The 25,134-nt window shown below is 40.8% G+C and carries 29 protein-coding genes, 1 pseudogene and 1 riboswitch; of the genes and pseudogenes, 26 read left to right on the top strand and 4 right to left on the bottom strand.

Annotation, left to right across the window (positions count from 1 at the left end; translation table 11 throughout):
* Positions 1-69: 69 nt before the first annotated feature.
* Positions 70-1,230, bottom strand: coding sequence for an MFS transporter (locus AC1TPB_RS10790; protein ID WP_482076483.1), 1,161 nt, complete (start codon positions 1,228-1,230; stop codon positions 70-72).
* Between the two features lie 174 nt (positions 1,231-1,404).
* Between AC1TPB_RS10790 and AC1TPB_RS10785 the strand changes: the two genes are divergently transcribed.
* The 6 genes and pseudogenes from AC1TPB_RS10785 to AC1TPB_RS10760 all read left to right on the top strand — a co-directional run bounded on the left by AC1TPB_RS10785 (position 1,405) and on the right by AC1TPB_RS10760 (position 4,589).
* Positions 1,405-2,106, top strand: a complete 702-nt coding sequence (locus tag AC1TPB_RS10785; RefSeq protein WP_482076482.1) for a Crp/Fnr family transcriptional regulator — start codon at positions 1,405-1,407, stop codon at positions 2,104-2,106.
* 44 nt (positions 2,107-2,150) lie between these two features.
* A pseudogene (locus AC1TPB_RS10780) lies at positions 2,151-2,294 on the top strand (NAD(P)-dependent oxidoreductase); the annotation flags it as partial.
* Between the two features lie 414 nt (positions 2,295-2,708).
* A complete protein-coding gene (locus AC1TPB_RS10775; protein ID WP_482076481.1) occupies positions 2,709-3,179 on the top strand; it encodes a GNAT family N-acetyltransferase in 471 nt (156 codons plus the stop codon).
* A gap of 165 nt (positions 3,180-3,344) precedes the next feature.
* A complete protein-coding gene (locus AC1TPB_RS10770; protein ID WP_482076480.1) occupies positions 3,345-3,497 on the top strand; it encodes an S-layer homology domain-containing protein in 153 nt (50 codons plus the stop codon).
* 3 nt (positions 3,498-3,500) lie between these two features.
* Positions 3,501-3,680, top strand: coding sequence for a hypothetical protein (locus AC1TPB_RS10765; protein ID WP_482076479.1), 180 nt, complete (start codon positions 3,501-3,503; stop codon positions 3,678-3,680).
* A 255-nt stretch (positions 3,681-3,935) separates the two neighbouring features.
* Positions 3,936-4,589, top strand: coding sequence for an SGNH/GDSL hydrolase family protein (locus tag AC1TPB_RS10760; RefSeq protein WP_482076478.1), 654 nt, complete (start codon positions 3,936-3,938; stop codon positions 4,587-4,589).
* 162 nt (positions 4,590-4,751) lie between these two features.
* Here the strand turns inward: AC1TPB_RS10760 and AC1TPB_RS10755 are convergent, their stop codons facing one another.
* Positions 4,752-5,504: a MerR family transcriptional regulator gene (locus tag AC1TPB_RS10755; protein WP_482076477.1), complete on the bottom strand. Its 753-nt coding sequence runs from the start codon at positions 5,502-5,504 to the stop codon at positions 4,752-4,754.
* A 146-nt stretch (positions 5,505-5,650) separates the two neighbouring features.
* Here AC1TPB_RS10755 and AC1TPB_RS10750 point away from each other — a divergent pair, with 146 nt between their 5' ends.
* The 5 genes from AC1TPB_RS10750 to AC1TPB_RS10730 all read left to right on the top strand — a co-directional run bounded on the left by AC1TPB_RS10750 (position 5,651) and on the right by AC1TPB_RS10730 (position 10,917).
* Complete coding sequence (locus tag AC1TPB_RS10750) at positions 5,651-6,589, top strand: ABC transporter ATP-binding protein (RefSeq protein WP_482076476.1); 939 nt, start codon at positions 5,651-5,653, stop codon at positions 6,587-6,589.
* Positions 6,590-6,709: 120 nt separating this feature from the next.
* Positions 6,710-7,921, top strand: coding sequence for an ABC transporter permease (locus tag AC1TPB_RS10745; protein ID WP_482076475.1), 1,212 nt, complete (start codon positions 6,710-6,712; stop codon positions 7,919-7,921).
* 1 nt (position 7,922) lies between these two features.
* Entirely contained in the window at positions 7,923-9,125 is a 1,203-nt protein-coding gene (locus AC1TPB_RS10740; RefSeq protein ID WP_482076474.1) for an ABC transporter permease, read from the top strand.
* Positions 9,126-9,821 (top strand): response regulator transcription factor, encoded by a 696-nt coding sequence (locus AC1TPB_RS10735; protein WP_482076473.1) that lies wholly within the window; start codon positions 9,126-9,128, stop codon positions 9,819-9,821.
* 67 nt (positions 9,822-9,888) lie between these two features.
* Positions 9,889-10,917 carry a sensor histidine kinase gene (locus AC1TPB_RS10730; protein WP_482076472.1) on the top strand — a complete coding sequence of 343 codons (1,029 nt, stop codon included), beginning with the start codon at positions 9,889-9,891 and terminating at the stop codon, positions 10,915-10,917.
* Between the two features lie 11 nt (positions 10,918-10,928).
* Here the strand turns inward: AC1TPB_RS10730 and AC1TPB_RS10725 are convergent, their stop codons facing one another.
* Positions 10,929-11,054, bottom strand: coding sequence for a hypothetical protein (locus tag AC1TPB_RS10725; protein ID WP_482076471.1), 126 nt, complete (start codon positions 11,052-11,054; stop codon positions 10,929-10,931).
* Positions 11,055-11,494: 440 nt separating this feature from the next.
* Here AC1TPB_RS10725 and AC1TPB_RS10720 point away from each other — a divergent pair, with 440 nt between their 5' ends.
* The 4 genes from AC1TPB_RS10720 to AC1TPB_RS10705 all read left to right on the top strand — a co-directional run bounded on the left by AC1TPB_RS10720 (position 11,495) and on the right by AC1TPB_RS10705 (position 15,421).
* Positions 11,495-12,178 carry an ABC transporter ATP-binding protein gene (locus AC1TPB_RS10720; protein WP_482076470.1) on the top strand — a complete coding sequence of 228 codons (684 nt, stop codon included), beginning with the start codon at positions 11,495-11,497 and terminating at the stop codon, positions 12,176-12,178.
* Positions 12,175-14,835: an ABC transporter permease gene (locus tag AC1TPB_RS10715; protein ID WP_482076469.1), complete on the top strand. Its 2,661-nt coding sequence runs from the start codon at positions 12,175-12,177 to the stop codon at positions 14,833-14,835. Before AC1TPB_RS10720 ends, AC1TPB_RS10715 begins: the two co-directional genes overlap by 4 nt.
* 39 nt (positions 14,836-14,874) lie before the next feature.
* Positions 14,875-15,099 carry a hypothetical protein gene (locus AC1TPB_RS10710; protein WP_482076468.1) on the top strand — a complete coding sequence of 75 codons (225 nt, stop codon included), beginning with the start codon at positions 14,875-14,877 and terminating at the stop codon, positions 15,097-15,099.
* 178 nt (positions 15,100-15,277) lie between these two features.
* Positions 15,278-15,421, top strand: coding sequence for a hypothetical protein (locus AC1TPB_RS10705; RefSeq protein ID WP_482076467.1), 144 nt, complete (start codon positions 15,278-15,280; stop codon positions 15,419-15,421).
* Positions 15,422-15,459: 38 nt separating this feature from the next.
* Here AC1TPB_RS10705 and AC1TPB_RS10700 read toward each other — a convergent pair whose 3' ends face one another.
* Positions 15,460-15,756, bottom strand: coding sequence for a hypothetical protein (locus tag AC1TPB_RS10700; RefSeq protein ID WP_482076466.1), 297 nt, complete (start codon positions 15,754-15,756; stop codon positions 15,460-15,462).
* A 130-nt stretch (positions 15,757-15,886) separates the two neighbouring features.
* Here AC1TPB_RS10700 and pepV point away from each other — a divergent pair, with 130 nt between their 5' ends.
* The 11 genes from pepV to thiS all read left to right on the top strand — a co-directional run bounded on the left by pepV (position 15,887) and on the right by thiS (position 25,132).
* Positions 15,887-17,308, top strand: a complete 1,422-nt coding sequence (pepV, locus tag AC1TPB_RS10695; RefSeq protein ID WP_482076465.1) for a dipeptidase PepV — start codon at positions 15,887-15,889, stop codon at positions 17,306-17,308.
* Between the two features lie 36 nt (positions 17,309-17,344).
* Positions 17,345-17,590 carry a hypothetical protein gene (locus AC1TPB_RS10690; RefSeq protein ID WP_482076464.1) on the top strand — a complete coding sequence of 82 codons (246 nt, stop codon included), beginning with the start codon at positions 17,345-17,347 and terminating at the stop codon, positions 17,588-17,590.
* A 20-nt stretch (positions 17,591-17,610) separates the two neighbouring features.
* Positions 17,611-18,066, top strand: a complete 456-nt coding sequence (locus tag AC1TPB_RS10685) for a MarR family winged helix-turn-helix transcriptional regulator (RefSeq protein WP_482076463.1) — start codon at positions 17,611-17,613, stop codon at positions 18,064-18,066.
* Positions 18,067-18,104: 38 nt separating this feature from the next.
* A complete protein-coding gene (locus tag AC1TPB_RS10680; protein ID WP_482076462.1) occupies positions 18,105-19,412 on the top strand; it encodes an MFS transporter in 1,308 nt (435 codons plus the stop codon).
* Between the two features lie 282 nt (positions 19,413-19,694).
* A riboswitch (TPP riboswitch) is annotated at positions 19,695-19,805 on the top strand.
* A 175-nt stretch (positions 19,806-19,980) separates the two neighbouring features.
* Positions 19,981-20,652, top strand: coding sequence for a thiaminase II (gene tenA / locus AC1TPB_RS10675; RefSeq protein ID WP_482076461.1), 672 nt, complete (start codon positions 19,981-19,983; stop codon positions 20,650-20,652).
* Positions 20,649-21,464, top strand: a complete 816-nt coding sequence (locus AC1TPB_RS10670) for an ABC transporter ATP-binding protein (RefSeq protein WP_482076460.1) — start codon at positions 20,649-20,651, stop codon at positions 21,462-21,464. The genes tenA and AC1TPB_RS10670 overlap by 4 nt, the downstream gene beginning before the upstream one ends.
* Positions 21,461-22,225, top strand: coding sequence for an ABC transporter permease (locus AC1TPB_RS10665; RefSeq protein ID WP_482076459.1), 765 nt, complete (start codon positions 21,461-21,463; stop codon positions 22,223-22,225). The genes AC1TPB_RS10670 and AC1TPB_RS10665 overlap by 4 nt, the downstream gene beginning before the upstream one ends.
* Before the next feature lie 18 nt (positions 22,226-22,243).
* Positions 22,244-23,254 carry an ABC transporter substrate-binding protein gene (locus AC1TPB_RS10660; RefSeq protein WP_482076458.1) on the top strand — a complete coding sequence of 337 codons (1,011 nt, stop codon included), beginning with the start codon at positions 22,244-22,246 and terminating at the stop codon, positions 23,252-23,254.
* A 20-nt stretch (positions 23,255-23,274) separates the two neighbouring features.
* Positions 23,275-24,288 carry a ThiF family adenylyltransferase gene (locus tag AC1TPB_RS10655; RefSeq protein WP_482076457.1) on the top strand — a complete coding sequence of 338 codons (1,014 nt, stop codon included), beginning with the start codon at positions 23,275-23,277 and terminating at the stop codon, positions 24,286-24,288.
* 18 nt (positions 24,289-24,306) lie between these two features.
* A complete protein-coding gene (gene thiE, locus AC1TPB_RS10650; protein ID WP_482076456.1) occupies positions 24,307-24,930 on the top strand; it encodes a thiamine phosphate synthase in 624 nt (207 codons plus the stop codon).
* A 4-nt stretch (positions 24,931-24,934) separates the two neighbouring features.
* Complete coding sequence (thiS, locus tag AC1TPB_RS10645) at positions 24,935-25,132, top strand: sulfur carrier protein ThiS (RefSeq protein ID WP_482076455.1); 198 nt, start codon at positions 24,935-24,937, stop codon at positions 25,130-25,132.
* Positions 25,133-25,134: the final 2 nt, after the last annotated feature.

The following is a 25,134-nucleotide window of genomic DNA, read 5'->3' as shown; positions in this document are numbered from 1 at the left end:
CATTCCTTTATAGAGGTAGTTCAAATAGTACTAAGTTATTATATTGTAAGGGAATGGTGACGCTGTTGTCTATGCTTTGCTGGTTGCTGTAACTGGTCTTGTTGTTGAGAAAATAGCTAATCCCAGTGCAATTGCCATTACGATACAAGCAGCCCAACTGTTCGCCGTTACATCACCTGTTCGATCAATTAGAAAACCACCTAGCGCTGAGCCTCCAGCAATTCCGAATTGCAGTGCGGAGTTGTGAATGCTTTGTTGAATATCTCCAGTTTGCGGACTAGTTTGAATAAGGTAGGCTTGTTGTGGTGGTGATACTGCCCACGACATAATTCCCCATACAATAAGTAATGGAATAAAGAGATAAAAGCTATCACGTGTCAATGAGATGAATAGTAGCGTTATTAGGAATATCGTAACAATCGTCACGACAGCCCGCCGCGGATTGATCTTATCAGATAGTGCACCACCCAAAAATCCTCCAGCAATAGCAGAGAATCCAAATGCGAAGTAGATCATACTGACTTGACTTGCATTTAATCCATAATATTGCTGAACGTAAGGAGTTAAGTAAGCATAGAACAAATAGTGTGCACCAATTGCGAACATCATCATCAAATGTGCTGAAGCGATTTTGATTTGTTTAATGGCATGAAATTGTTCACGGATCGTAATAACTTTACCACCAGGTACTTTATCGATAAATAAGACAATAATGAAGAAAGCAATGACGGTTAGAATAGAAGCGATAAGAAAGATGATACGCCAGCTCCAGAAATCACTAATTAATACTCCAACAGGAATACCGATCACGATCGATGAACTAATTCCCATCGATACAAACCCAATCGCTCTAGCTTGATAGTGCTTAGGTACAACTTTAATCGACAAAGTTAAGGCGAGTACAATAACTAACGAGCCAGATGCGGCATTTATAATTCGTGCGATAAGTAGCACGAAGTAATTAGGCGCTAGAAAGGCAATGATCGTACCCACAAAGAAAATAACTAAGGAAACTAATAAAAGTTTTTTGCGCTCGATCTTGGACGTAGCGCTCAATAGTAACGGACCTGCAATAGCAAATACAAGTGAAAATATTGTAATAAGTAAGCCAGCGGAGGAAATACTAACATCTAGATCTGTAGCGATCTGTGGAAGAATACCTCCGATAATAAGCTCAACTAATCCGACAACAAAAGCTGCAATCGTTAATGCGATAACTCTAATATTCATCTAACTACTCATTCCTTTTCCTCATGCTGTTATAATTAAGGTTGTTCTCATGTTCCTTGTATATTATAGGGAATAATATTAATAGACAAAAGGACATATGTCCTTTAAGTTGTCGATTATGCAATAAGCTATTTGCAGTTAAGCAGATTGCAAATTTTAAAGGAGGAACGAAATATGGCTTATGATGAGGAACGGCTACTGATAAGGCAATGGTTAGCTGAAAATAATATGATACAGCTATTTCATGAAACAACTTTTACACAGATGAGCTTGCGGCAATTTCAACCTGGTGAGCTGCTAGTCGAAAACGGTGAGCAGCTTCAGCATTTATATATTCAAGTGGAAGGTAAATTGAAAATATCTACAGCGTTACCTAATGGTCGCACATTGCTACTGCGCTTTTGCCAGCCGATCTCATTAATTGGCGATATGGAGCTTATTAATGGTGAACAAGCAACGGTGATTGCAGAAGCGATCAATACATCGACAGTTATTGCAATTCCATTTCGAGCATTACAAGAGTATGAGATGAAGCATGCCCAATTTCTAAGATATTTACTAGATCATGTTGCTCATAAATTAAATAGCATTTCTTTATCGGCAAGTGTGAATGTACTTACTTCTGTTGAAAATCGCTTTGCAAGTTATTTGATCTCTATTGCGCAAAATACAGAACATCTGAAATTCAAACGTGGTGAACTAGAGACGACAAAGCTAACTGAAATTTCGGAATTATTAGGGACTAGCTATCGGCATTTGAATCGAGTCATTAAGAAGTTCGTTGAGCAAGGGTTAATTCAAAAGAATTATAATGGTATTGTTATTATCGATATGGCAGGATTACAAAAATTAAGTAATGGCAGTCTATATCAATAGCTACTGATGTAATGATGTAACTATAATAATTACATTGAGGTGAGACAAATCAAGGACGCAACTTAGAAGACTTGAAAGCTTCAAGCATTAACTGGACATTTTTGAGCCCTGGTGGTTTCTTCGATCCAGAAGGAAAACGTAGCGGTACTTATAAAGTTGGTGGCGATCAGTTAATTCTGAACGATCAACATGCGCAATGCATGATTTCCGCTGGAAAGCTGGAAATAATCGTGGTATGATAAAAAGCCTGCTGTACATATGTGGATGAATATCACATATGCACAAAGCGGGCTTTTGTTATCCCCGTAACCCACAGCTTACTCACATAATCACCTCTTAATAAGCAGTGAAAATCTTATCCACATGTGCACAACATAATTAATCAGTTATATTACTAAATTATTGAAAGCGCTTAATTTTTTAGGGAAGTTATAAATGAAGCGTTATTGCTTAGGATATCTTATCTCCCTTGAAACTCCTTTTAATAACCATTTTTTATATTATTTATATAAGTTATGTTATAAAAGATGAAGGAAAAAGGTGCTTAATGTCGAAATGTTTTAAATATCATTAACTGGAAAAAACATTAGAGAGGAAAACGTATGACTCAATTTATACTATACGATTCGATGGAAGTGGATGAACCTTTTATGTATGAGGTTTATGCCTCGACTCGAGAGGAAGAAATGAAAGCATGGGGATGGGGAAGTCAAGAACAAGCTGCATTTTTGCGAATGCAGTATGACGTTCAGTGTCGTTCTTATTTATTACAATATTCGAGCTTGGAGAGGAAGGTGATTATTTACGAGAATGAGAGAGTTGGCAGGCTTCTGACTGCGCTCACCGAGGATGGGTTAACAATCGTTGATATTGCAATATTGCCTAATTATCGAGGGCGACGGATAGGTACAGCTATATTGGAGCAGGTATGTCAAGAAGCAGAATTATTCCATATTCCCATTCGTTTGAGTGTACGTTATGACAATCAGGCGATCCGTCTATACTACAGGCTTGGGTTTAAGGTTGTGAGTCGGAATGAAATGACGGTGTTTATGGAAAAAAAGTCGTTATAATGAGGTTGCTATTTTTATAGTAATCGAAGATCTGACAGACGCTCCATCTGATCCGAATGTACGGGATAAATTTATTAATACGCTCGCTGTGTTTGTCGAACATAGTTTTGGAAGGGCGTTATTACAATTTGGTAAGATTCAATATGATCAGAATGGTCAACCGACGTGCTAGAGCATCATAATGCGTATATTAGCGGGTACAACGATGGGATGTTTCATCCGAATCGACCGATTACACGGGCTGAACAGTACATTCATACAGTCACGAGCATGAAAGTAATGAACGGTTATCTGGATCAAACATTCCGTCCTAACTAATCGTTGACAAGAGCCGAGGCTGTAACAATCGTCAATCGCTTATTAGGACGTGGACCGTTCAATGAGGAAGCTTTACCTATATGGACAGATGTTCCTTCAGAATTCTGGGCATATCGAGATATTCAAGAAGCCTCCTGGAAATGCTTAATTTCCGCTGGAAAGCGGGAAATAATCGTGGTATGATAAAAAGCCTGCTGTACATATGTGGATGAAGATCACATATGCACAAAGCAGGCTTTTGTTATCCCCGTACCCCACAGCTTGCACACATATTAACCTGTTAATAAGCTATAAATACATTATCCACATGTGCATAACCTAGAAAAGCAGTTATACTGCTGTGGATAATGAAAGCGTTTAATTATTTTGTTAACAACTCTAGTGAATTCGTAGTAAGATTATATATAAATACCATCATTGATATGGAGGAATTAAGCTATGAAATTAGCAAGTGGACAGAAACTATTATTTATTGGTGATTCCATTACAGATTGTGATCGTTCAAAGCCTGAAGGTGAAGGCTTGTTTCATGCGCTAGGTCGAGGGTATGTATCATTTGTCGATGGACTGCTACAGGCTACATATCCAGAGCTAGCTATAAGAGTTGTGAACAAAGGGACTAGTGGACATACAGTTCGTGATCTGAAGGCACGCTGGCAGGAGGATGTTATTGAACAACGGCCAGATTGGCTGTCGATTATGATTGGAATTAACGATGTATGGAGACAATATGACACACCTTATATTACAGATTATCATGTCTACATTGATGAGTACGAGGCAACATTACGTGAGCTGATTAGCGAAGCGCAGTCAATCGTGCCGAACATCGTACTTATGACACCATTTTATATCGAGCCGAATGAGCACGATGCGATGCGTGCAACGATGGATCAATATGGTGCTGTCGTGAAGGCGCTCGGTGCTGAGCTATCACTTCCCGTAGTAGATACGCAGGCGGCGTTCAATAAAGCGCTAGCGCATATATATCCAGCGACGCTAGCTTGGGATCGCGTCCATCCAGGTGCAGGTGGTCATTTACTATTAGCGAAAGCATTTCTGAAAGAGGTAGGCTTTGTTTGGGACCGCTAAAGCGGTAGTTCAAACAGCAGACTTATCCCCAATAGAACAATATTGATAAGACCAGTAATAAGCCTTCGGCGTTGTACGTTTGTACATATCGCTGAAGGCTTATTTGTTGTCACAGTGTTGTAAAGAATACTCATGCTACAACTAAGTGGCACGGAATAAGAATTAGAGCTGCTCTAATTTCATCTTCTTACCCCAGTGCTCCATCGCATCACACATATATTGCGCTAATCCTGCTCCATAGCGATCGATGTTGTTGCTAAAGCGTTCATCTAGTACATACATTTGACCTAATCCAATAAAGGCATCATAGTTATAAGTTCCAAAGTTATTGTTCAGCATGTGGAACCATTCCGCTGTAAGTTGTTCCGTCTCTGGACTATCTACAGCTGTACCGATTCTACTTGCAAGCTGTAGATATAGTTGTTCCCATTGCTCACTGATAGCCGTTTGTTGCTCGGTACTGAATGCATTCATTTTCTTTTGGCTATGATCAACAGCTTCATTGCCCCATCTTTCTCTTACTTCCTGCTCGTAAGGGTTATGATCCCATTGTAATCCTTCAAATTGTTCTTTTGCTGACATTGTTTTCTCTCCTTTCAAATGTGCAATGGTGTGCTCAATCGTCGCAATCATTTTGTCATATTGACTACGCTTGGCGATTAGGCTTTTACGTTGTAGCTCCAAAGCATCAAAGGTATCGAAGGTAGATCTCTGAATCATCTCTTTAATATGTTTTAAGCTGAACCCTAACTCTTTGAAAAACAATATATGCTGAAGCGTCTGTAAATTATGAGGTGAGTACTGACGATAACCGGCTGCTGTAAGTTGATCAGGCTTCAACAAACCAATTTCGTCATAATGATGTAAAGTGCGTATGCTAACACCGACTAATTGAGAAACATCTTTAACATTCATGATCTTCAGCTCCTTCGATAAGTTCACTATAAAGCATACCGTAACGTGAGGGTCAATCAAAACTAAATGAAATAGACAAATTTTTTATATGGAATATTAACCTAGTTAATGATAAGATTAGGTATTATTTGGAAGAGGTGATCGGGTTGCTACATATTGACCAACTCCATAAAAGTTATGGACAACATGAGGTTGTGAAAGATCTATCATTACATATTGAAAAGGGCGAATCCTACGGATTACTAGGGCCTAATGGTGCGGGAAAATCTACGACAATTAGTATGATTAGCGGGTTATTGAAGCCTATTCAAGGCAGTATTATAGTTGATGGTATTAATATGATTGATTCACCGAAGAAAGCGCAACAGTTACTTGGTGTAGTTCCGCAAGAAATTGCCTTATATATGCCCATGACAGCGAAGGAAAACTTAATGTTTTGGGGAAGAATGTATGGGTTGAAGGGCGAATTTTTGAAGCAGCGCGTCCAAGAAGTATTAGCTATTATTGGATTGACTGATCGTGCGAATGATAAAGTAGGTACATTTTCTGGTGGTATGAAGCGTAGAGTTAACATTGGTGCTGCAATATTACATAATCCCAAGCTGCTTATTATGGATGAGCCTACTGTCGGGATCGATCCTCAATCTCGCAATCATATATTAGAAACTGTTAAAGTATTGAATGAGCAAGGGATGACGATTATTTACACTAGTCATTACATGGAAGAAGTAGAGTTTCTATGTCATCGCATTGGTATTATGGATCAAGGACAGTTAATTGCTGAAGGCACGATCGAACAATTACAGCAGGTGGTAGGGAATAAAACATCGCTCACGATAACATTACAAGAGCCGATTCAACATACCGATGAGATCATTCAATCGTTGAAACAGATTTGTCCAGATGAAAGTTTCTCCATTCAAGAGCAGAAGTTAACTGCGATGAGTGCGGATGCTCAGCGAATTATCGTTACAGTATTGCCGTTTCTTGCAGAGCAAGGTTTGTCAGTGACAGCTATAGATCTAGTTCAACCAAATCTAGAAAATGTATTTCTACATCTAACAGGACGCAGCTTGCGCGATTAGGTGTCAGTTTTCGAAGTAACTTTTCATAGCTGAAAAGTTTTAGTTTATGCTTTCGTAGTTACTTTTCATTCGCAAGAAGTTGTATCAAGCAAATAATGAAAAGTTTTAGGAGGAGTCAAATTGCTAAGTATTTGGATCGTGCAGAAGGATTTACTTTTGCTTATGCGCAATAAGAAGGCACTTATTACGTTATTACTTATGCCATTAATATTAATCGCAATTTTAGGTTCTGCTTTTAGTAATATGTTCGGAAGCAATGAAGATGAAACGGTAGCAATGTTTCATATAGGAGTAGTTAATGAGGATGGATCTGAGCATAGTAATCGATTCGTAAAAGATGTATTACATGATCAGTTAAATAATTTTATGACAATAGAAGAATTTTCACGTTCTCAGATCGAGCATGCAATGGATAGTGAGCGAATTAGTGTTGTCCTACTTATACCCCAAGGATTTGGTGATCAACTGACGAACAATAATTCACCGCAAGTTGAACTGATCTCTGCAGGGGATAGCAGTATTCAAACGTCTATTATAGAGAGTGCATTAATTCAATATCAACAAGTGAACGCTGGAATTACTGAAACAATAGCTATATTAACCAATCATTACACGAAGCTAGCTCAAAGTGGTGAAGTGATCAACAATGAAATGTATGATGCGAACGCGGAATTGTTAACATTAGCTGAGCCAATCCATGAGGTAACCGTTTCTGGTACAGAGAAGACGATCGGCTCCTTCCAATATTACGCGGTAGCGATGGGGGTCATGTTTCTTACGATGACCGTTGTAACACTTGTAGGAACAATGATTGAGGAGAAGGGTGATACGGTATATGCCCGTCAATTGACGACGAAGTTGCTGGTGGGACAGTATATTATTGGTAAATTCGTTGGTTTATTAATCGTGAGCTTTGTTCAACTTAGCCTAATTGTGGGTGGTACATCATTGCTATATGGGGTCAATTGGGGAGATTCGATGGCTGCTATTTTATTAACGATGTTAAGCTTCACATTAAGTACTGCGGGTCTAGGCGTATTTGTAGGCTCATTAATGAAAAATGAAGAGTCATTTAGTTCTATTGGGATGATTGGCACACAAATTTTATCTGCACTTGGTGGTAGTTTTGTACCTATCTTTATGTTCCCTGACTGGATGATCGTTATTTCTAAAGTGCTTCCTAATGCACTTGCGCTGCAAATGTTTATGAACATTATGACAGGTGAGGGCGTCAGAGCCATTATGAATGAAGCGTTTATTGCTTCTAGTGTAGGGGTACTCTTACTAGCATTAGCATGGGTGCGTCTATCGCGTAAAGGAGGCATCGCATAACATGAATACATGGCTACATATTGTTATATTTCGTATCCGTTATATGTTAAAGTCTCCAGCGAACATTGTCTTATTATTTATAATGCCACTTGCTTTCAGTCTCATTTATGGAAATTTGAATTTTGGTGAAGGTAGTACAGCCGCTCCGAAAGTAGCTATAGTTGTCGCTCAGCATGAACTTGGACAGGAGACAGCAAACCTATTGACTCGCAATCCGCAATATGATTGGATAGTAGCCGAGGACGAGGAAGCTAGGGAGCTTGTTGCGGACCAGCAGGCCATTGCCGCAGTTATTGTTCCCAATGATTTGATTGATCGATTACATGATGGGAAATCTCCTTTTGATATTATTGTTAATAAGAAGGCCGAGCAATATATTGCGCTAGCAAATGCTGTAAGTAGTACATCGAATAATGTGTACAATTTATATGAGCAACTGCAGCCTATTGATGAAACAGCGTTAATTGATGTGATTAAGACGATGAATAGTCAGCATATCGTACAGCTCAATGAAGTCAGCTTTGGACAATATGTTGCCGCGCAAAATAGTAGTAGTGGAAGTGATGGAGAAGATGTCGCTAGCGAAGTAGCAGCGGAAGATTCCTTATCGATGAATGCGACACTTGCGATCGGCTTCTCGATTATGTTTATGATGTTTGCATTATCTGGCTCAGCAGCAATTATTCATAATGAACGTCGTGACTATACATGGCACAGATTGACGACAACAGCAGCTACTCGTCGAAGTATTGTTGGAGGCTATATCACATCATTTTGGCTAACGGGATGGCTACAATTTGCAATTATTATGATTTTCATGTGGACAGTATTTGGCACGAGTTGGGGGAATCTACTATTGCTACTGCCATTTGTTTCTTTAATGATATTAATGATTGTGGCATATAGTATGATGATGGCGACCGTCGTACATTCGAAAAAGCAAGCAGATGCTTTGAACTCTATTATTATAGTGAGTACATGTATGCTCGGCGGGGTCTATTGGCCAGTTGAAATTGTACCTCAATTCATGCAGTACATTGCAAACTTCATTCCACAATATTGGATGATGCAAGGATTAGAGTCGATTATGTTAGACCAGACAAGCGGGTCAACGAGTTGGCAGCCATGGGCGATACTAGGTGGAATAACTGTCTTATTGCTTAGTATTGCCATTAGGCAGCTTACAAAGGAGCAACGAATTTAGATGAAATTAATGATTGTAGAAGATGATCGAACAATCGCAGCGGGCTTACAGTATTCTTTAGAGCAGGAGCAGTATGAAGTGGTGCTATGCCATGATGTTGCATCTGCTAAGCAAGCTATAGAGGAGCAGTATCAGCAACTAGAGCTATATATTTTCGATCTTAATCTACCTGATGGGTCAGGCTATGAATTATGCAAGCTAGTGAAAAATTTACATGATGCGCCTGTTATTTTCCTATCTGCGATAGATGAAGAGGTCAATATTGTGATGGGCTTAGATATGGGAGCAGATGATTATATTACGAAGCCCTTTCGCGTGCGTGAACTAATATCTCGGATGAAATCTGTTATGCGCAGATATCAAGTACAGGCGCCAGCTCGCAATATTATTACGCTACAGCATATTACGATCAATACAGCAGAAGCAAAAGTATATAAAAAAGATCAAGAGCTTATTCTTACGGCACTTGAATATCGCTTACTGCTAATCTTTGCTAATCACCCGAATCAAATATTGTCACGGACGCAGCTACTTGAAAAAATATGGGATGTAGCGGGCGACTTTGTGAATGATAATACATTAACCGTATATATTAAACGTTTGCGAGAGAAGTTAGAGGAGGATGCGGCAGATCCTCAGCTTATTATGACTGTTCGAGGGCTTGGGTATAAATGCATCGTAAATGAAAAGTTATAGAATATGCTTATGAAGTAACTTTTGATCTTTGTAAAATCATCGAACATCAAAAGTTTTAGGAGAGTTTATGTTTAGAAATAAGGAATTTTCGTTGTTTATTATAGCGTCCTTTGTAGCAACTTGTATATTGTTAGCTATTGCCTACGTAATTTCATGGGCAGCTTTCATAATGGTGGCGCTGACGGTCATTATTGTTGGAGTTATTTTTGTTGTTTATACACGTTGGAGATACCAAGAAATTGAAAAGCTGTCTTGCTACTTACGTAATATTAGTAATGGCAACTATGGACTTGATGTTCGAGATAATCGCGAAGGTGAACTAAGTATTTTACGTAATGAAATATTCAAAGTTACAGAGCGACTCTCGCAAAATAGTGAATATCTTAAGCGGGATAAGATGAGAATGGCGGATGCGATTGCTGATATATCCCATCAGTTGAAAACACCGCTAACTTCGATGCAGGTAATGCTTGATCTACTGGAACAGCCTACTTTGCCTTGGGAAAAGCACGAAGAGTTTCTAAGGAGTTTGCAACTTCAGCTTGAACGGATGGATTGGCTTATTACTTCATTGCTGAAGCTATCTAAGCTTGATGCTGGGACGATATCATTCAGCAGAGAGCAGGTAAAGGTAAGCTCATTGATCGAGCAGGCGATGCAACCTATTGCGATTCCGCTCGAGGTGAAGGAACTTCAAGTAGAGTTACAAGGTGATCTCGAGGCTATCTTTCATGTGGACCGCAAATGGACAACTGAGGCACTCATTAATGTACTGAAAAATGCTGTAGAGCATACGCCACCACATGGTCGCATTGATATAACGATTAACGATACAAGTCTGTATACAGAAGTGAGTATAGCAGATAGCGGTGTCGGGGTTGCGAAGGAAGATCTACCTCATCTTTTCAAACGTTTTTATAAAGGAAAGCATTCTGGAGAATCTAGTATTGGCATCGGGTTAGCACTATCTTATAGCATTTTGCAAGCTCAAAATGGGATCATCGAAGTGTGTAATGGTCGTCAAGGAGGAACAGTATTTACGTTGAAATGGTATAAGGTAGAAGTTAAAAAATCGGGCTTTGATAATGATGAATAGGCTAACGTAGCTTATTCGACATCGCATCTGAAGCGAACTTGGAAAGTACGGTATAAGCTTCCGATGTATGTTTCTTGTAGAAACATTGTAGGTTCGCGTGTACCAACTACGTACACTTGCGCTTCCATCTTTCTCAAGTAACGCTCCACCTGCTCGATTCTGAAAGCCCGATTTTATAACCTTTATTGGAAGTAGAAGTTAAAAAATCAGACTTTGATAATGATGAATAGGCTAACGTAGCTTATTCGACATCGCATCTGAAGCGAACTTGGAAAGTACGGTTCGCGTGTACCAACCACGTACACTTGCGCTTCCGCCTTTCTCAAGTAACGCTTCAGCTGCTCGATTCTGAAAGCCTGATTTTTAACCTTTATTGGAAGGTGGAAGTTTAATAATCAGACTTTAATTACGCAAGTAAGCTATTAGCATCGTTAATAATAACGATTCGATATTATTAATACACCGAATAATAGTCATCATAAATAGTTAAGTGACTGAATTGTCACTTAAGAGTCACTAACCCGTCATATGGCGTAGCTATACTACAATTAACAACCATATTACGGAGGTATTATTAATGGAAATATTAAGAGTTGAGAATTTAGCGAAAATATACGGTAAGGGCGAGCAAGCCGTACACGCATTGAATAATGTAAGCTTTTCGGTTAACAAAGGGGAGTTTGTTGCCATTATTGGACCATCAGGCTCGGGCAAATCAACGTTATTGCATATGCTTGGTGGCGTCGATAATCCATCTAAAGGGAAAGTATTCGTAGACAATACGGATATGTACACTCTGAATGAAACACAGCTTGCGGTCTTCCGACGTCGTCAGATCGGCCTAATCTATCAGTTTTATAACTTGATCCCTGTACTAACCGTTGAAGAAAATATAACATTGCCGTTATTACTAGATGGTCATAAAGTGAATAAAAAAGAGCTGCAAGATATTGTGAACACATTGAGTCTTGAAGGTCGTCTTGATCATTTGCCCAATCAGTTATCTGGCGGTCAGCAGCAACGTGTATCGATTGGTAGAGCATTAATTAACCATCCATCGATTATTCTTGCCGATGAGCCAACTGGTAACCTAGATAGTAAGAATAGCAAGGAAATTATGGATATGCTTATTCTATTCAATAAGCTATATAAGCAAACATTGATTGTTATTACACATGATGAGCGTATTGCCTTGCAAGCAGATCGGATCATTACAATTGAAGATGGCTTGCTTGCTAAGGACGAGGTGATTCGTCCGTGAATATCGTCAATAAGCTAACATTAAGACATATGAAGCAGAATAAACGTCGTACACTTATTACGATTATTGGCGTTATTATTTCTGTAGCGATGATTACTGCAGTTATGACACTAGGTATTTCCTTTCAAGATTTATTGAAGCGCCAAGTAATAGCTGAATCGGGAGAATGGCATACTCAGTATTTGGGTGCAACTCCCGAGCAAATAGATGTTATTGCTAATGATGAATCAACGAAGATGTTAATGCTATCTGATATGAAGGGCTTTGCTTCCCTAGCGGATATGGGGCTTAAGGGAATGTATAATAAGCCTTACATTACGGTTAAGTCCTATGATAGTAATGGATTAAGCAAATTTCCGATTACTGTAGCGGAGGGCAGACTTCCGAAAAATGAACATGAAATTGTGGTACCGCAGCATTATTTGAAGGATGTCACAGGTTCTAAGATTGTTCCTGGTGATGAAATCGAGCTATCGATGGGAACAAGATATCTAATTGAAGGTACTCAACCTTTTATGGAACAACGATCTAACTTCGATGAATACTCGCCTACTTTTATGACAGACAGTAATACGCTAGATGAGTATCTCGAAATAGATGAGACCAATACTTACACGGTGGTAGGTATAATAGAGAAGCCGGTATGGGAAAGTTCATGGCAGCCAGGTTATACATTCATTACTTATCTTGACCAAAGTCTATTAGCAGCAGATGAGAAGGTCAATGTAAGTGTTATTACTAATAAAGTTGAAAATAGTATTACAATGAACACTCAGGTATTGGCAGAGAAATTGGGTTTGAAACACTACATCAATTATGAGCTGTTAAGATATGATTTTATTAGTAATGTTTATGGATATGCAGAAACGATGTACACGCTAACCGCAATCATTATGGCAATTGTTATCGTTGGTTCTGTATCGCTAATTTATAACGCGTTCGGGATTTCTGTAGCGGATCGCTCACGGTATCTTGGAATGTTAGCGAGTGTTGGCGCAACACGGAGACAGAAGCGGAACTCGGTATTTTTCGAAGGAATTGTCATAAGTATTATTAGTATTCCGCTTGGCTTCTTAGGTGGATTGTTAGGTCTTACAATTACCTTCTGGTCGATTAATACAATGATTCAAGATTTATTCGGCGTATCCGAAACATTGTTAGTAAAGGTTACACCACTTACGATTATTGTTTCGGTGGCGATATCATTACTAACAATCTTCCTATCTACATGGTGGCCAGCGAAGCGTGCATCGAAAGTATCTGCGATTGATGCCATTCGCCAGACACAGGATATTAAGCTATCGAAGAAAAAAGTGAAAACTTCAAAGCTTGTTCGTAAACTATTCGGTATTGAAGCAGAAATTGCACTTAAAAATTTGAAGCGTAATAAGCGTAGATACCAGATTACTGTATTTTCGCTAGTCATAAGTATATTGCTGTTTCTAACCGTTTCTTTCTTTACGAATACGATGAAGCAATCACTAGATATGACGAATGACGGCATTAATTATGATATTGTACTAGGAAGTCATAACGGCGAATTAACTAATACGATAGATAAAGTGACGCAGTTAGAGGATGTTACAGCATTTAATTATTTACAATCGTTGTTTGTTGAAGCGAATATCCCGTTATCACAGCTTCCACCTTCTGCATCCAAGATGGTAGAAGAAAGTCCTGAGTACCTCGAAGATGGAAAAATGCGATACTCCGTCTATCTATATACGATGTCAGATGAAGCATTGACGAAGTATGCACAGGATAATGGTATCGATGTAGATGCACTATTCCATGAATCTGAGCGCAATGTGATATTGCTGAATGTGAATAACTTCTATTCTGAGTATTTAGAGAAAAAGGTAAGTGAATTGCCTATTTTGAACGGTAAAGGAACAACTTTAGATCCGATTGTGCAATTAAGTATCCCAGAGGAGCTTGATAACGGCGACTATGAATATCACACAGAAGAAGTAGCATTACCATCACTTCATATTTCAGATGTGACTACCGAGTATCCGATGGGTATTTCGAAGGGTCAGGGTGGATCTTCATCGATGATTTTATTAGTGTCACAGAAGGTTTTGGAGCAATTAGTCGGAGATCAAGAAGAAATTCATATTCGTCAAGATCTGTATTTAAGTAGCTCCAATCCAAAAGAAACAGAGAAGCAGATATCGGAAATGGATAATATAGAAGGTCTTTATATTAGCAATGCTTATGAAAGTAGACAGTCAGAACAGCAAATGCTTGTCCTAATCGGTGTATTCACTTATGGATTTATCGCATTAATAACGTTGATTTCCATTGCTAATATATTGAATACAATATCGACGGGGATACAATTGCGTAAGCGTGAATTTGCGATGCTTCGCTCGATGGGGATGACGAAGAAGGGCTTCTACCGGATGATTAATTATGAGAGTATCTTTTACGGCATGAAAGCATTGCTATATGGCTTACCGCTTAGCTTGCTCGTAATGATTCTCATTTATAGAAGTATGGGTAACGTTATAGAATATAGCTTCCAGCTTCCATGGGCAAGTATTGTGATCGCTATTGTCGCTGTATTTATTATTGTGAGTGTATCGATGATATATTCTGGCTCAAAGGTGAAGAAAGGTAGCATCGTTGAGGCGCTCAAACAAGAAAATATTTAGTAACGACAAAGAGAGAAGTGTCATGATGAGGAGAAAACCATGTCTACGAAATCTGAGTTTTTAAGGCGATATGAGCATACGATATATCGTATGGCTATCATTCTATTACAAGATGAGACACAGGCGATCGAAGTAACGAAGGATGTGCTTTGTCAGCTTTGGCACGACGAAGGTTTTTCCTGCCTGGACGAACGTAAGCAGCATAATGTGATGATTTGGCTTGTGAGTAATGCTGCTACGACTACTACAAATCAGATTGCATAAATCAACTTTCAAAGCGTTATACTATACGTAAAAGTGCTAGCGTGATCACGCTAGCACTTTTATGTTATATCTACCATTTACAATAGGGTTCAAGACAGTTGTTTCAGATGCGACGTCGAATATGCTACGTTAGCATCCACATCGCTATCAAAGTTCACTTTTCGAACTACCTATTAAAATGAAGGTTCAAAAAGTGGACTATCAGAGTCGAGCAGGTGAAACGCTACTTGAGAAAGGCGGAAGCGCAAATGTACGTGTTTGGTACATGCGAACCGTACTTTCCAAGTTCGTTTCAGATGCGACGTCGAATATGCTACGTTAGCATCCACATCGCTATCAAAGTCCACTTTTTGAACTACCTTACATGCAAGCTTTACGCCAATTCGCACGATTGAACATCCCTTTTTCAACGGATATGCTTGTCCAAAATTGGTTTTTGAATTCTGGATGAATAAATTCGGGTGTTAGATATGTCCATGACTGACCAAGAAGTGATAAAGCATCTTTGAAGCTGTTAACAATGGTAGGATCAATATTTTGCGCTGCGGTATCGTTGGATCGATAAAACTGCCAACTCCCATTCTCCACTTTACGAGCAAAGAGATTGATTTTACCAGCGGCTCCTTTAACGATCAGTATCGTTTGCCATTGCTCCATGATAGCTCGTACACTCCCTTCACGGTTTAGCGAATATATAGCAATTATACATCATTTACCAACAAGATTTCATTCCTTTATTGCAATATGTTACGATTAACAAAAATAAAGAAAAGCCGAGGTGTGACACATGAAAGAAAAGCAGTTGATTGAGCAATATTTTCAAGATCACAAAGATGCGTTTATTGAACATATTCGTAGACTAGTACAAATTCGCAGTGTAAAGGGTGAGGCAAAACCTCATATGCCCTTTGGTGAAGGGCCAGCTCAAGCATTAGATGAAACTTTAGTCATCGCACAACAACTAGGTTTACTCACGAACAATGTTGATAACTATGTGGGAACGATAAGTATTAACGAGCAGGAAACGAAGCTTGGTATTCTTGGACATGTCGATGTTGTAGGCGAAGGGTCGAATTGGAGTTTTGATCCTTATGAGGCGATCGTGAAGGATGGCAAAATGTACGGTCGTGGCACATCAGATGATAAAGGACCTGTCATTGCAGCGATGTATGCACTAGCGGCAATTAAAGATTTGGGCATTCCATTAGCATACAATACAAAATTAATCGTTGGCACAGATGAAGAATCTGGCTGTGAAGATATTGAGTATTACTTTAAGAAGGAGCAAGCTCCACCGTATGTATTTACCCCTGATGCGGAATTCCCGGTCATTAATATTGAAAAGGGTGCTATTCGTACCGCATTCCGAGCACAAGTTCAACCAACTGAACAATTACCACGAGTACGTTCGATCAATGGTGGCTACAAAGTCAATGTTGTACCGCCAGAGGCAGATGCCATTATTGAAGGCTTAACTGTGGATGAGTTAGCGCCTTATGTTCAGGGAGTGACGGCAGCAACAGCGGTCCAATTTGAATGCAGTGAACAAGGCGAAGGCGTAGTTGCTATCCATGCAATTGGCGAAGGTGGTCATGCGTCTACACCAGAAAGTGCGAACAATGCGATTACTGCTTTACTGACTTTAATCGCTGCATTACCACTTAGTGAAAGTGAAGGACATCATATGCTGAAAGGTGTAAATTCGATTTTCCCACATGGCGATCACGGAGCAGAAGCAGCAGGACTTGCAATGAGTGATGCGGAATCTGGTTCACTGACTATGAACTTCTCGATTATTGCTTATGATGGACAGTCGTTCGAAGGGTATTTCGATAGTCGCGTACCGCTATGTGCAACAGAGGAAAACACATTTGACGTATTAGAGCAAAAATTGGCTCCGTATAAGCTTGTGTTAGAACGCGATAATTTTGAACCGCCTCATCATACGCCTGCAGATTCACCGTTCGTGAAAACATTGCTTCATGTATACGAGCAATATACAGGGCTTCCGGGTGAATGTATTGCGATTGGTGGTGGTACCTATGTGCATGATATCGAAGGTGGAGTAGCTTTCGGTCCAACAATGCCGGGTATCGACACACGTATGCACAGTAATGATGAATTTATTGTTGTGGATGATTTATTATTGGCAGCGCAAATCTATGCACAGGTCATCGTAGAAATCTGTGGCGAGCAGAGTAAGTTCTAGTGAAATTAAATCTTATACACAAATTATCAACATGATGTGCATAAAGGTCGTAAAGTTAGTGAATTATTACAATATATAGAGATGAAAGTGGGAATGAATGAAACTTATGCAGTAGCTATGCACATCTTGTGTAAAGCTGCTGCATATTTTTTCGTGTTTGACGATAAAATAAGTTATCCATATACATTATTTGTTATGTTAATTAAAGCTGTTGAGATTATTAATAATCATTATAAGGTTGAAATAATCATTTCAGAAGTATATGATTGTCTAGACAACTAATTTCGAAACGGAGTATTAATATGGAAAAACAAGTGAATAAACCGCTCATGTCAGTTGGTTTCCTTCTCGGAGCAACGTACAATAAACTTGCTGCATTACTTATGCATCGGTTGAAGGCATATGATATTACTCCTGAGCAATGGTCAGTGTTGTACCATGTGGTAGATGATGAAGGGATGATACAGAAGGACATTGCGGCTCGTACGTTCAAGGATAAGCCGACGGTGACGCGCATTTTACATCAGCTTGAGCATAAGGGGTTCATTGTTCGGAAAGAGGATGAAGTAGATCGTCGATCGCTTCGAATTTATGCCACCGATCAAGGAAGACAATTAATTGCAGAAACCATTCCGATTGAAGAAAGCATTTCTGAAGAAGTAAAGGCTTGTATTGGTATGGAATCACACGATCAGCTAAAGCAGTATTTAATGGAGCTAAATAGTTATTTCAACCAAGTGTTAGAAACTAAAGTATAGATAAAGAAGCTAGAGCGATAAGATGGAGATGAAGCAACATGAACGGACAACGGATGACTTTGAATAACGGAGCGAAGGCAATTGAAAAGCCACGCCTATGGACGAAGCAATTTATTACTTTATCATTAGCTTCGTTTTTATTATTTCTTAATTTACAGATGTTATTATCATCATTTTCAATCCATATTAAAGGGAATTTGAATGGTGGAGATATGCATGTTAGTCTTGCGACTAGTGCATTTGCGATTACAGCGATTATTGCGAGGCTTTTGACCGGCCGCTGGATAAAGCGTTGGTCGAAAGAGATCGTATTAACTGCAGGATTAATTGTTGCGGCGGTATCAACAATATTATGTGCATTGCCTGAATCAGTGGCCCCATTATTATTGATGCGCGCGGTATATGGTTTTGGCTTTGGTGTTGGTAGTACAATTATCCCCACATTAGTTACGCAAATTATACCGCCCAAACGAATGGGTGAAGGTATAGGCTATTTTGGACTTTCGACCAGTCTTGCGATGTCAATTGGTCCATTGACTGGGATGAGTATTATGAATGCTTCGGGATTTACAACATTAGCGAGTATTGGTGCTGGAGCAGTCGTTTGTATGTTCCCGATGCTCTTTATCGCAGGGGTGTATAAGCTGCGATCCAATAAAAAAAATCCGACAACAGAGTTAGCTGAGCGTCAGAAAAACAAGGAATCAGACAATATCGCAACTGTTAAAGCTACTTCACAACAAGTCGTTCATACTCATGGACAGCAGCAAGTGAAGAAAAGCGGTATGCGAGATATTATGATCTTCCCTATTTATTTTCCTGCGATACTTAATGTACTATTATCCGTTACTTACAGCGGTATATTAAGTTTTATTGCAGTATATGGCGAACAGCTGAATTTATCTCAAGTAGGACTATTTTTCTTGTTCAATGCGTTAACGATACTGATGGTTCGTCCGATTGCGGGTAAAATATTCGACCGTAAAGGTCCGATTATAGTACTTATTCCTGCAGCGATTTTTGTTATTGTAAGTATGATTGTACTATCTTACACGACATCAATGAGCATGCTTATTGTGTCGGCGTTATTATATGGAGCAGGATTTGGCTCCATCCAACCTACTTTACAGGCGTGGATGCTTCGATCTGCAAGCAAAGAGGATTACGGCACAGTGAATGGCTTGTTTTACAACTCCACTGATGTCGGAGTTTCACTTGGAGCAATTATTTTAGGAGTAATCGTTACGTTTACCTCTTATGAGATGATGTATAGATTGTCATCTATTTGTATGATTCTATTTGCGATTGGTGTAGTTATCTATGCAATGAAGCGTACGAAGAAATAGGGTGTAGGCAGATGTATTGAGTCGATATATTTCACATATGACACATGTGAAGCGCTTATGTCGCTCGTAAGAAATCAGCTTATAAAGAGCCGCACTTTCCTACAAATTAAGCTGACAAAGCTCAAGCATAAAAATGCTTGGGCTCTTCTTGTGCGACTAGCGGAAGGGTAGAGCGTGGAATAGAAATGGAAGTAAATACATTACGTAATGTATTTTCGGGATTTGTGCAATATTTTAACTATTGTTGTAAATTATGATTTTATGGGATATAGTGGAATAAATTAAATAGAGTGCGGGTGCTAGATATAGTCTGGCTGAGATTGGGAACGTTATTTCCCTGACCGTTAATCTGAACCAGATAATGCTGGCGTAGAGAACTTATCGAATCGTAACCATTCGTGTATTCTCGAATGGTTTTTTTCTGTTTTTCTAGCCCGCTCTCTACATGAAGGAGCGTAGAAGCCATGATAGATTCCTTAATTAATAATGTGTAATACCAACCGGACAAAGCCAAAGAGCAACAGTGATTGACGTTGATAGAAAACTATAAAGTGAGCGGGGGTTCCCAATGAGTAGATTTAGTGAAAGATTGTATCGTGCAGCTCAAGAGATATGGACAAAAAGTCACCAGCATCCGTTTCTGACGGAATTAAGAGCAGGCACGCTGGATACTGATCGGTTTATTTATTATCTCAAGCAGGATTATGTGTATCTTATCGATTATGCCAAGATGTTCGCTATAGGAAGTATGAAGGCTCGGGATCTAGATACAATGGTCAAATTCGCAGAGCTGCTCCACTCTACGCTGAACGTGGAAATGGAGTTGCATCGAAAATATGCGGAACGTCTCGGAGTGGCGCGTGAACAGTTAGAACAGACGCAACCTTCTCCGACCACAGTAACTTATACCAAATATTTGCTGGATGCCGCTACACAAGGCTCGCTAGCAGAGGTAGTGGCAGTTCTGCTCCCCTGTATGTGGAGTTACAGGGAAATCGGAACTACTTACTTGAAGTACCCAGGCGCTTTGGATCATTCACTGTACCGGGAATGGATCTTAATGTATGGTTCCGATGAATTCGGAGCACTTACCGATTGGAGTATCGGTCTGATGGATCAGTTGGCGGAAGGTTTGCCCGAGCAGGAGCTTGTGCAACTAGAGAAACACTTTGTCGTCGCGTCCAAGCTTGAATACATGTTCTGGGATATGGCCTATCGGATGGAAGAGTGGCCGGTTTGAGTGTAGACGGAAGAATAGAGGGGCAGCTGATCGCGTTATCGGTACGCGGACTTAGCTTTTCTTATCCCGAAGAGACTCCATTGTTCGAAAGGCTCGACTTCGACATTAGACAAGGAGAGTTCGTTAGTATTCTTGCAGCCAGTGGTATAGGAAAGACAACCCTCTTTCGGTTGCTGGCTGGATTACTAGCCCCTCAAGCGGGAAAAATTGCGATTGGAGCAGAGGGAGACACGGCAGCAGCGGCAAGCAAACTTGGCAAAATCGGTTATATGCCCCAAAAGGATTGCCTTATGTCCTGGAGAACTGTGCTGGAGAATGCGACGCTAGGCTTGGAAATAGGAGGGGCGACGAAGCGGGAAGCTCGTCGTCAGGTACTGGAACTGCTTCCGGACTTAGGGCTGGAGGGAACTGAAAACAAGTATCCGCACGAGCTATCTGGCGGAATGCGTCAAAGAGTATCGTTCCTGCGATCCCTTCTCGGAAGAGGGGAGCTGCTTCTTCTAGACGAACCTTTCAGCGCCTTGGATGCGATGACGCGCATGAGTATGCAAGAATGGCTGCTGCAGGTATGGGAGCAACATCGTAAAACTATTTTGTTCATCACACATGACGTCGATGAAGCACTGCTCTTATCCGATAGGGTGCTTGTGGCGGAGAACTCACCCATTTCAACATTAACAGAGCTGACTATAAATTTGTCTCGCCCCCGTAGCTATGAAGTGACGATGGACGAGGCATTCATAGGCTTAAAGCGTCAGCTGCTTGGAGGCATCGGTCGTGGTCCGGTCGATTCTGAAGGAGGGAGGACATGAGACGTAATGTTATAGCTTATGTGCCCGCCCTTTCATTCGTTCTATTACTGTTCATTATGTGGGAGGCTGGGACGAGAGTTTTTCACATTCCACATTACATCATTCCTAAGTTATCAGATGTGTTCGTATCCATGTGGGATAACGGACAGCTGCTTAAGAAGCATTTTATCGTCACCCTAGGAGAGGCTTTACTTGGACTCGGAATTTCAGCTTTGTTCGGATCATTAGCTGCGGTTTGGATTGAAAGTTCAAGCTTGGCTAATAAGACGATTTATCCGTTGATTGTCGCCTCCCAAACGATTCCCATTATCGCATTATCACCTATTATGGTGATGTGGTTTGGCTACGAGATATGGAGTAAGGTCGCCGTTGTAATCTTATTCACTTTCTTTCCTATTGCCGTGAATACAGCGGCTGGATTCCGCTCTGCCGATCCCGATATCGGAGAGCTGATGCAGACGATGGGGGCCAGTAAACGAGATCTTTTCCTCAAGTGGAAGTTCCCATCTGCTCTACCGGGTTTCTTTACTGGATTGAAGATGGCTGCAGCTATAAGCGTGGGAGGCGCTACGCTGGGGGAATGGCTTGGAGGGGAAAACGGTTTGGGTATGTATACGAAGCGTGCATCTAATATGCTGAGTGGCGAGGCGGTTTTTTCAGGCGTCCTGCTACTGTCAGCTATGGGAATTTTGTTGTTCCTCACGGTTCAATGGTTGGAAAGAGTAAGTCTCGCTCGTCGTAGAAGCAAAAAAACAATCTAAAAAAGGAAGTAAAGGGGAATGACAGTGAAATTTATTGAATGGAAAAAAAGGGTATGTATGACATTATCCCTTACGTTGGTATTAGTAGCGATCACGGGTTGTGCTTCCAATAAACAAGCCGATTCCGCCGGGGAAACAGAGCTTACGGTGTTGCTAGACTGGTATCCGAATGCCGTGCATACATTCTTGTATGCTGCCGAGGAGCAGGGATATTTTGAGGAAGCGGGTTTGAAGGTGAAGCTGCAAACGCCAGCGGACACGAATGATGCGCTTAAGCTGGTGGCGACTGGCAAAGCAGATTTGGCACTTAGCTATCAAATGCAGGTGGTGATAGCACGATCCGAAGACCTTCCAATCGTATCCGTTGGCGCGATTGTTCGCCACCCGCTTAAACAATTACTTGTGCTTGATTCGAAAGAGATTCATAGTCCTAAGGATCTAATTGGTAAAAAAATTGGTTATCCCTCTATTCCTCTCGATGAAGCTATCGTCAATACGATGGTGAAGTCGGACGGCGGAGATCCTTCCAAGCTGAATTATGTGGATGTCGGATGGGATTTGATCCCGTCAATGACAACGAAGAGGGTGGACGCTATTATCGGTGGTTATGTGAACCATGAGAAACTGTTATTGGAGAAGGAAGGCAAGAAGCTAATTGCTTTCGACCTTTCACAATATGGTGTTCCGGATTACTACGAGTTGGTTCTGACAGCTAGTGAGGATGGACTTGAAAGAAACGGAGATGCGATTAAGAAATTTTTGGAGGCATCCACCAAAGGGCAAGCCTATACTGTAAGCCACCCGGACCAAGCTCTGCAAATTTTATTGGATAAGCAAAGCGAGGAGTTTCCACTGGATGCTGATATCGAGAAAAAAAGCTTGGATATTTTGCTTCCTCTGATGGATGCAGGGATGGAGTCTTTCGGCAGCCAGTCTGAGAAATCATGGAGCTCAATCATAGATTGGCTTACGGAGCATGGTCAAATGAAGAAGGACGTCAAGGCTGAGCAAGCATTTCGCAATTTATAAGGGAGAAGGGAGTCTATCGCGTGGACGGTCGATATTCAAGGCAGATGCTGTTTGTGCCAATTGGTGAAGCTGGACAGCAGAAGCTTAAGAGCAGTGCGGTGTGTATTGTAGGAATGGGAGCATTAGGCACCGTATTAGCTAATCATATGGTAAGAGCCGGTGTAGGCATGGTTCGTTTGGTCGATCGAGATTATGTAGAGCAAAGTAATTTACAACGGCAAATGTTATACGATGAAGAAGATGTGCTACATGGTTATCCAAAGGCTATTGCAGCAGAGAAGAAGCTCCATAAAATCAATTCGGATGTCCGGCTCGAGGCAATTGTGGCTGATGTAACCGTTCATAATATTGAGTCTCTTCTTCAAGGCATAGATTTGGTTCTGGATGGTACCGATAATTTTCAAACGAGGTTTTTATTGAATGACGCATGCTTTCGTATGGGTATTCCTTTTACCTATGGTGGTGCTGTCAGCTCGCGAGGTATGAGTGCAATTCTAGTTCCGGGGAGTACCCCTTGTTTACGCTGTCTCATTCAATCTGCCGATGCCAGTGGGCAAACCTGCGACACAATCGGAGTTATCTCGCCTGTCGTCGATATAGTCGCTTCCTATCAGGCGGTTGAAGCTATGAAGTACTTAGTAGATGCTAGTGAAAATAGAAGGAACAACCTAGTCACATTTGATTTGTGGAACAACCACTATTATGAAATGAAGCTTGGGGAGCCAAGGAATGATTGTCCCTGCTGTCAGCTAAAGCAATATCCCGCTCTGGATATGACTGAGCTAGACTTGGCGGTCTCTTTATGCGGACGAGACACGATACAAATCGCTGGCAATGGTCCACTCGATCTGGAGCAATGGCGTCAAAGACTAGAACCTGCGACTGTGAAGGTGACTGTGAATGCTTATTTACTTCGGGCAGAGTTGCAAGATGGCGAACGGCTTGTGTTGTTTTCCGATGGACGCGTATTCGTTCAGGGAACGGATGATTTGGTTCGCGCCAAAACATTATATGCCCGTTATATCGGATCTTAAGTGGGAGGTTATGAAATTATGAAGGACTTTCGTTTATATGCAATAACGGGAGAGCAATTTCACCCGAATCGTGATTTGATCGAGGTAATGGAGGAAGCAATTGTCGGCGGCGTGGATATCATTCAATTGCGAGACAAAACAAGTGGAAAACAAGAGTTGTTGCAAAAAGCCAAAGCGCTTCGGGAGCTGACTCGCAAGCATGCTGTGACCTTTATTGTTAACGACCATATTGATATCGCGATGGAAGTCGATGCGGACGGGATTCATCTGGGTCAGGGTGATCTTCCTTTGCTGGAAGCAAGAAAAATCGTGGGCAACAAAATTATCGGGATTTCCACGCATGCGCTTCAAGAAGCATTACTGGCGGAGCGTCAAGGTGCGGATTATATCGGAGTTGGTCCTGTTTTTCAGACGAAAACCAAAGTGGATGTCGTTGATCCAGTGAGCGTATTGTATGTACGTGAAGTTGCGGAGATCATTAAAATTCCTTTCGTTGCTATCGGTGGAATCAAGCTGAGCAATGTGGATGAAGTCATCCACGCAGGAGCGACCAGGATATGTGCGGTTAGCGAAATTGTCGGGAGTAGCGATGTAAGAGGGACTTGTGAAGCGTTCCTCAGCAAGCTGAATAAAATGGGGTGAGCGTATGGAACTTGTAATTAATGGATTAAAGCTGGATTTGGAAGTTCATACGATCCAAGATGTTATTGAAAATTATGGATTGGTAGGAAAGCCGATTGTTGTAGAGGTGGACGGTGCTGTCATAACAGCTGAACGATGGGTGAACACAGTTGTTCGTTCTCATATGCAAATTGAGCTCGTTCACTTTGTAGGAGGAGGGTAACG

Source organism: Paenibacillus sp. Y951 (assembly GCF_056786395.1).
This window is presented reverse-complemented; position numbering and strand designations above follow the sequence as displayed.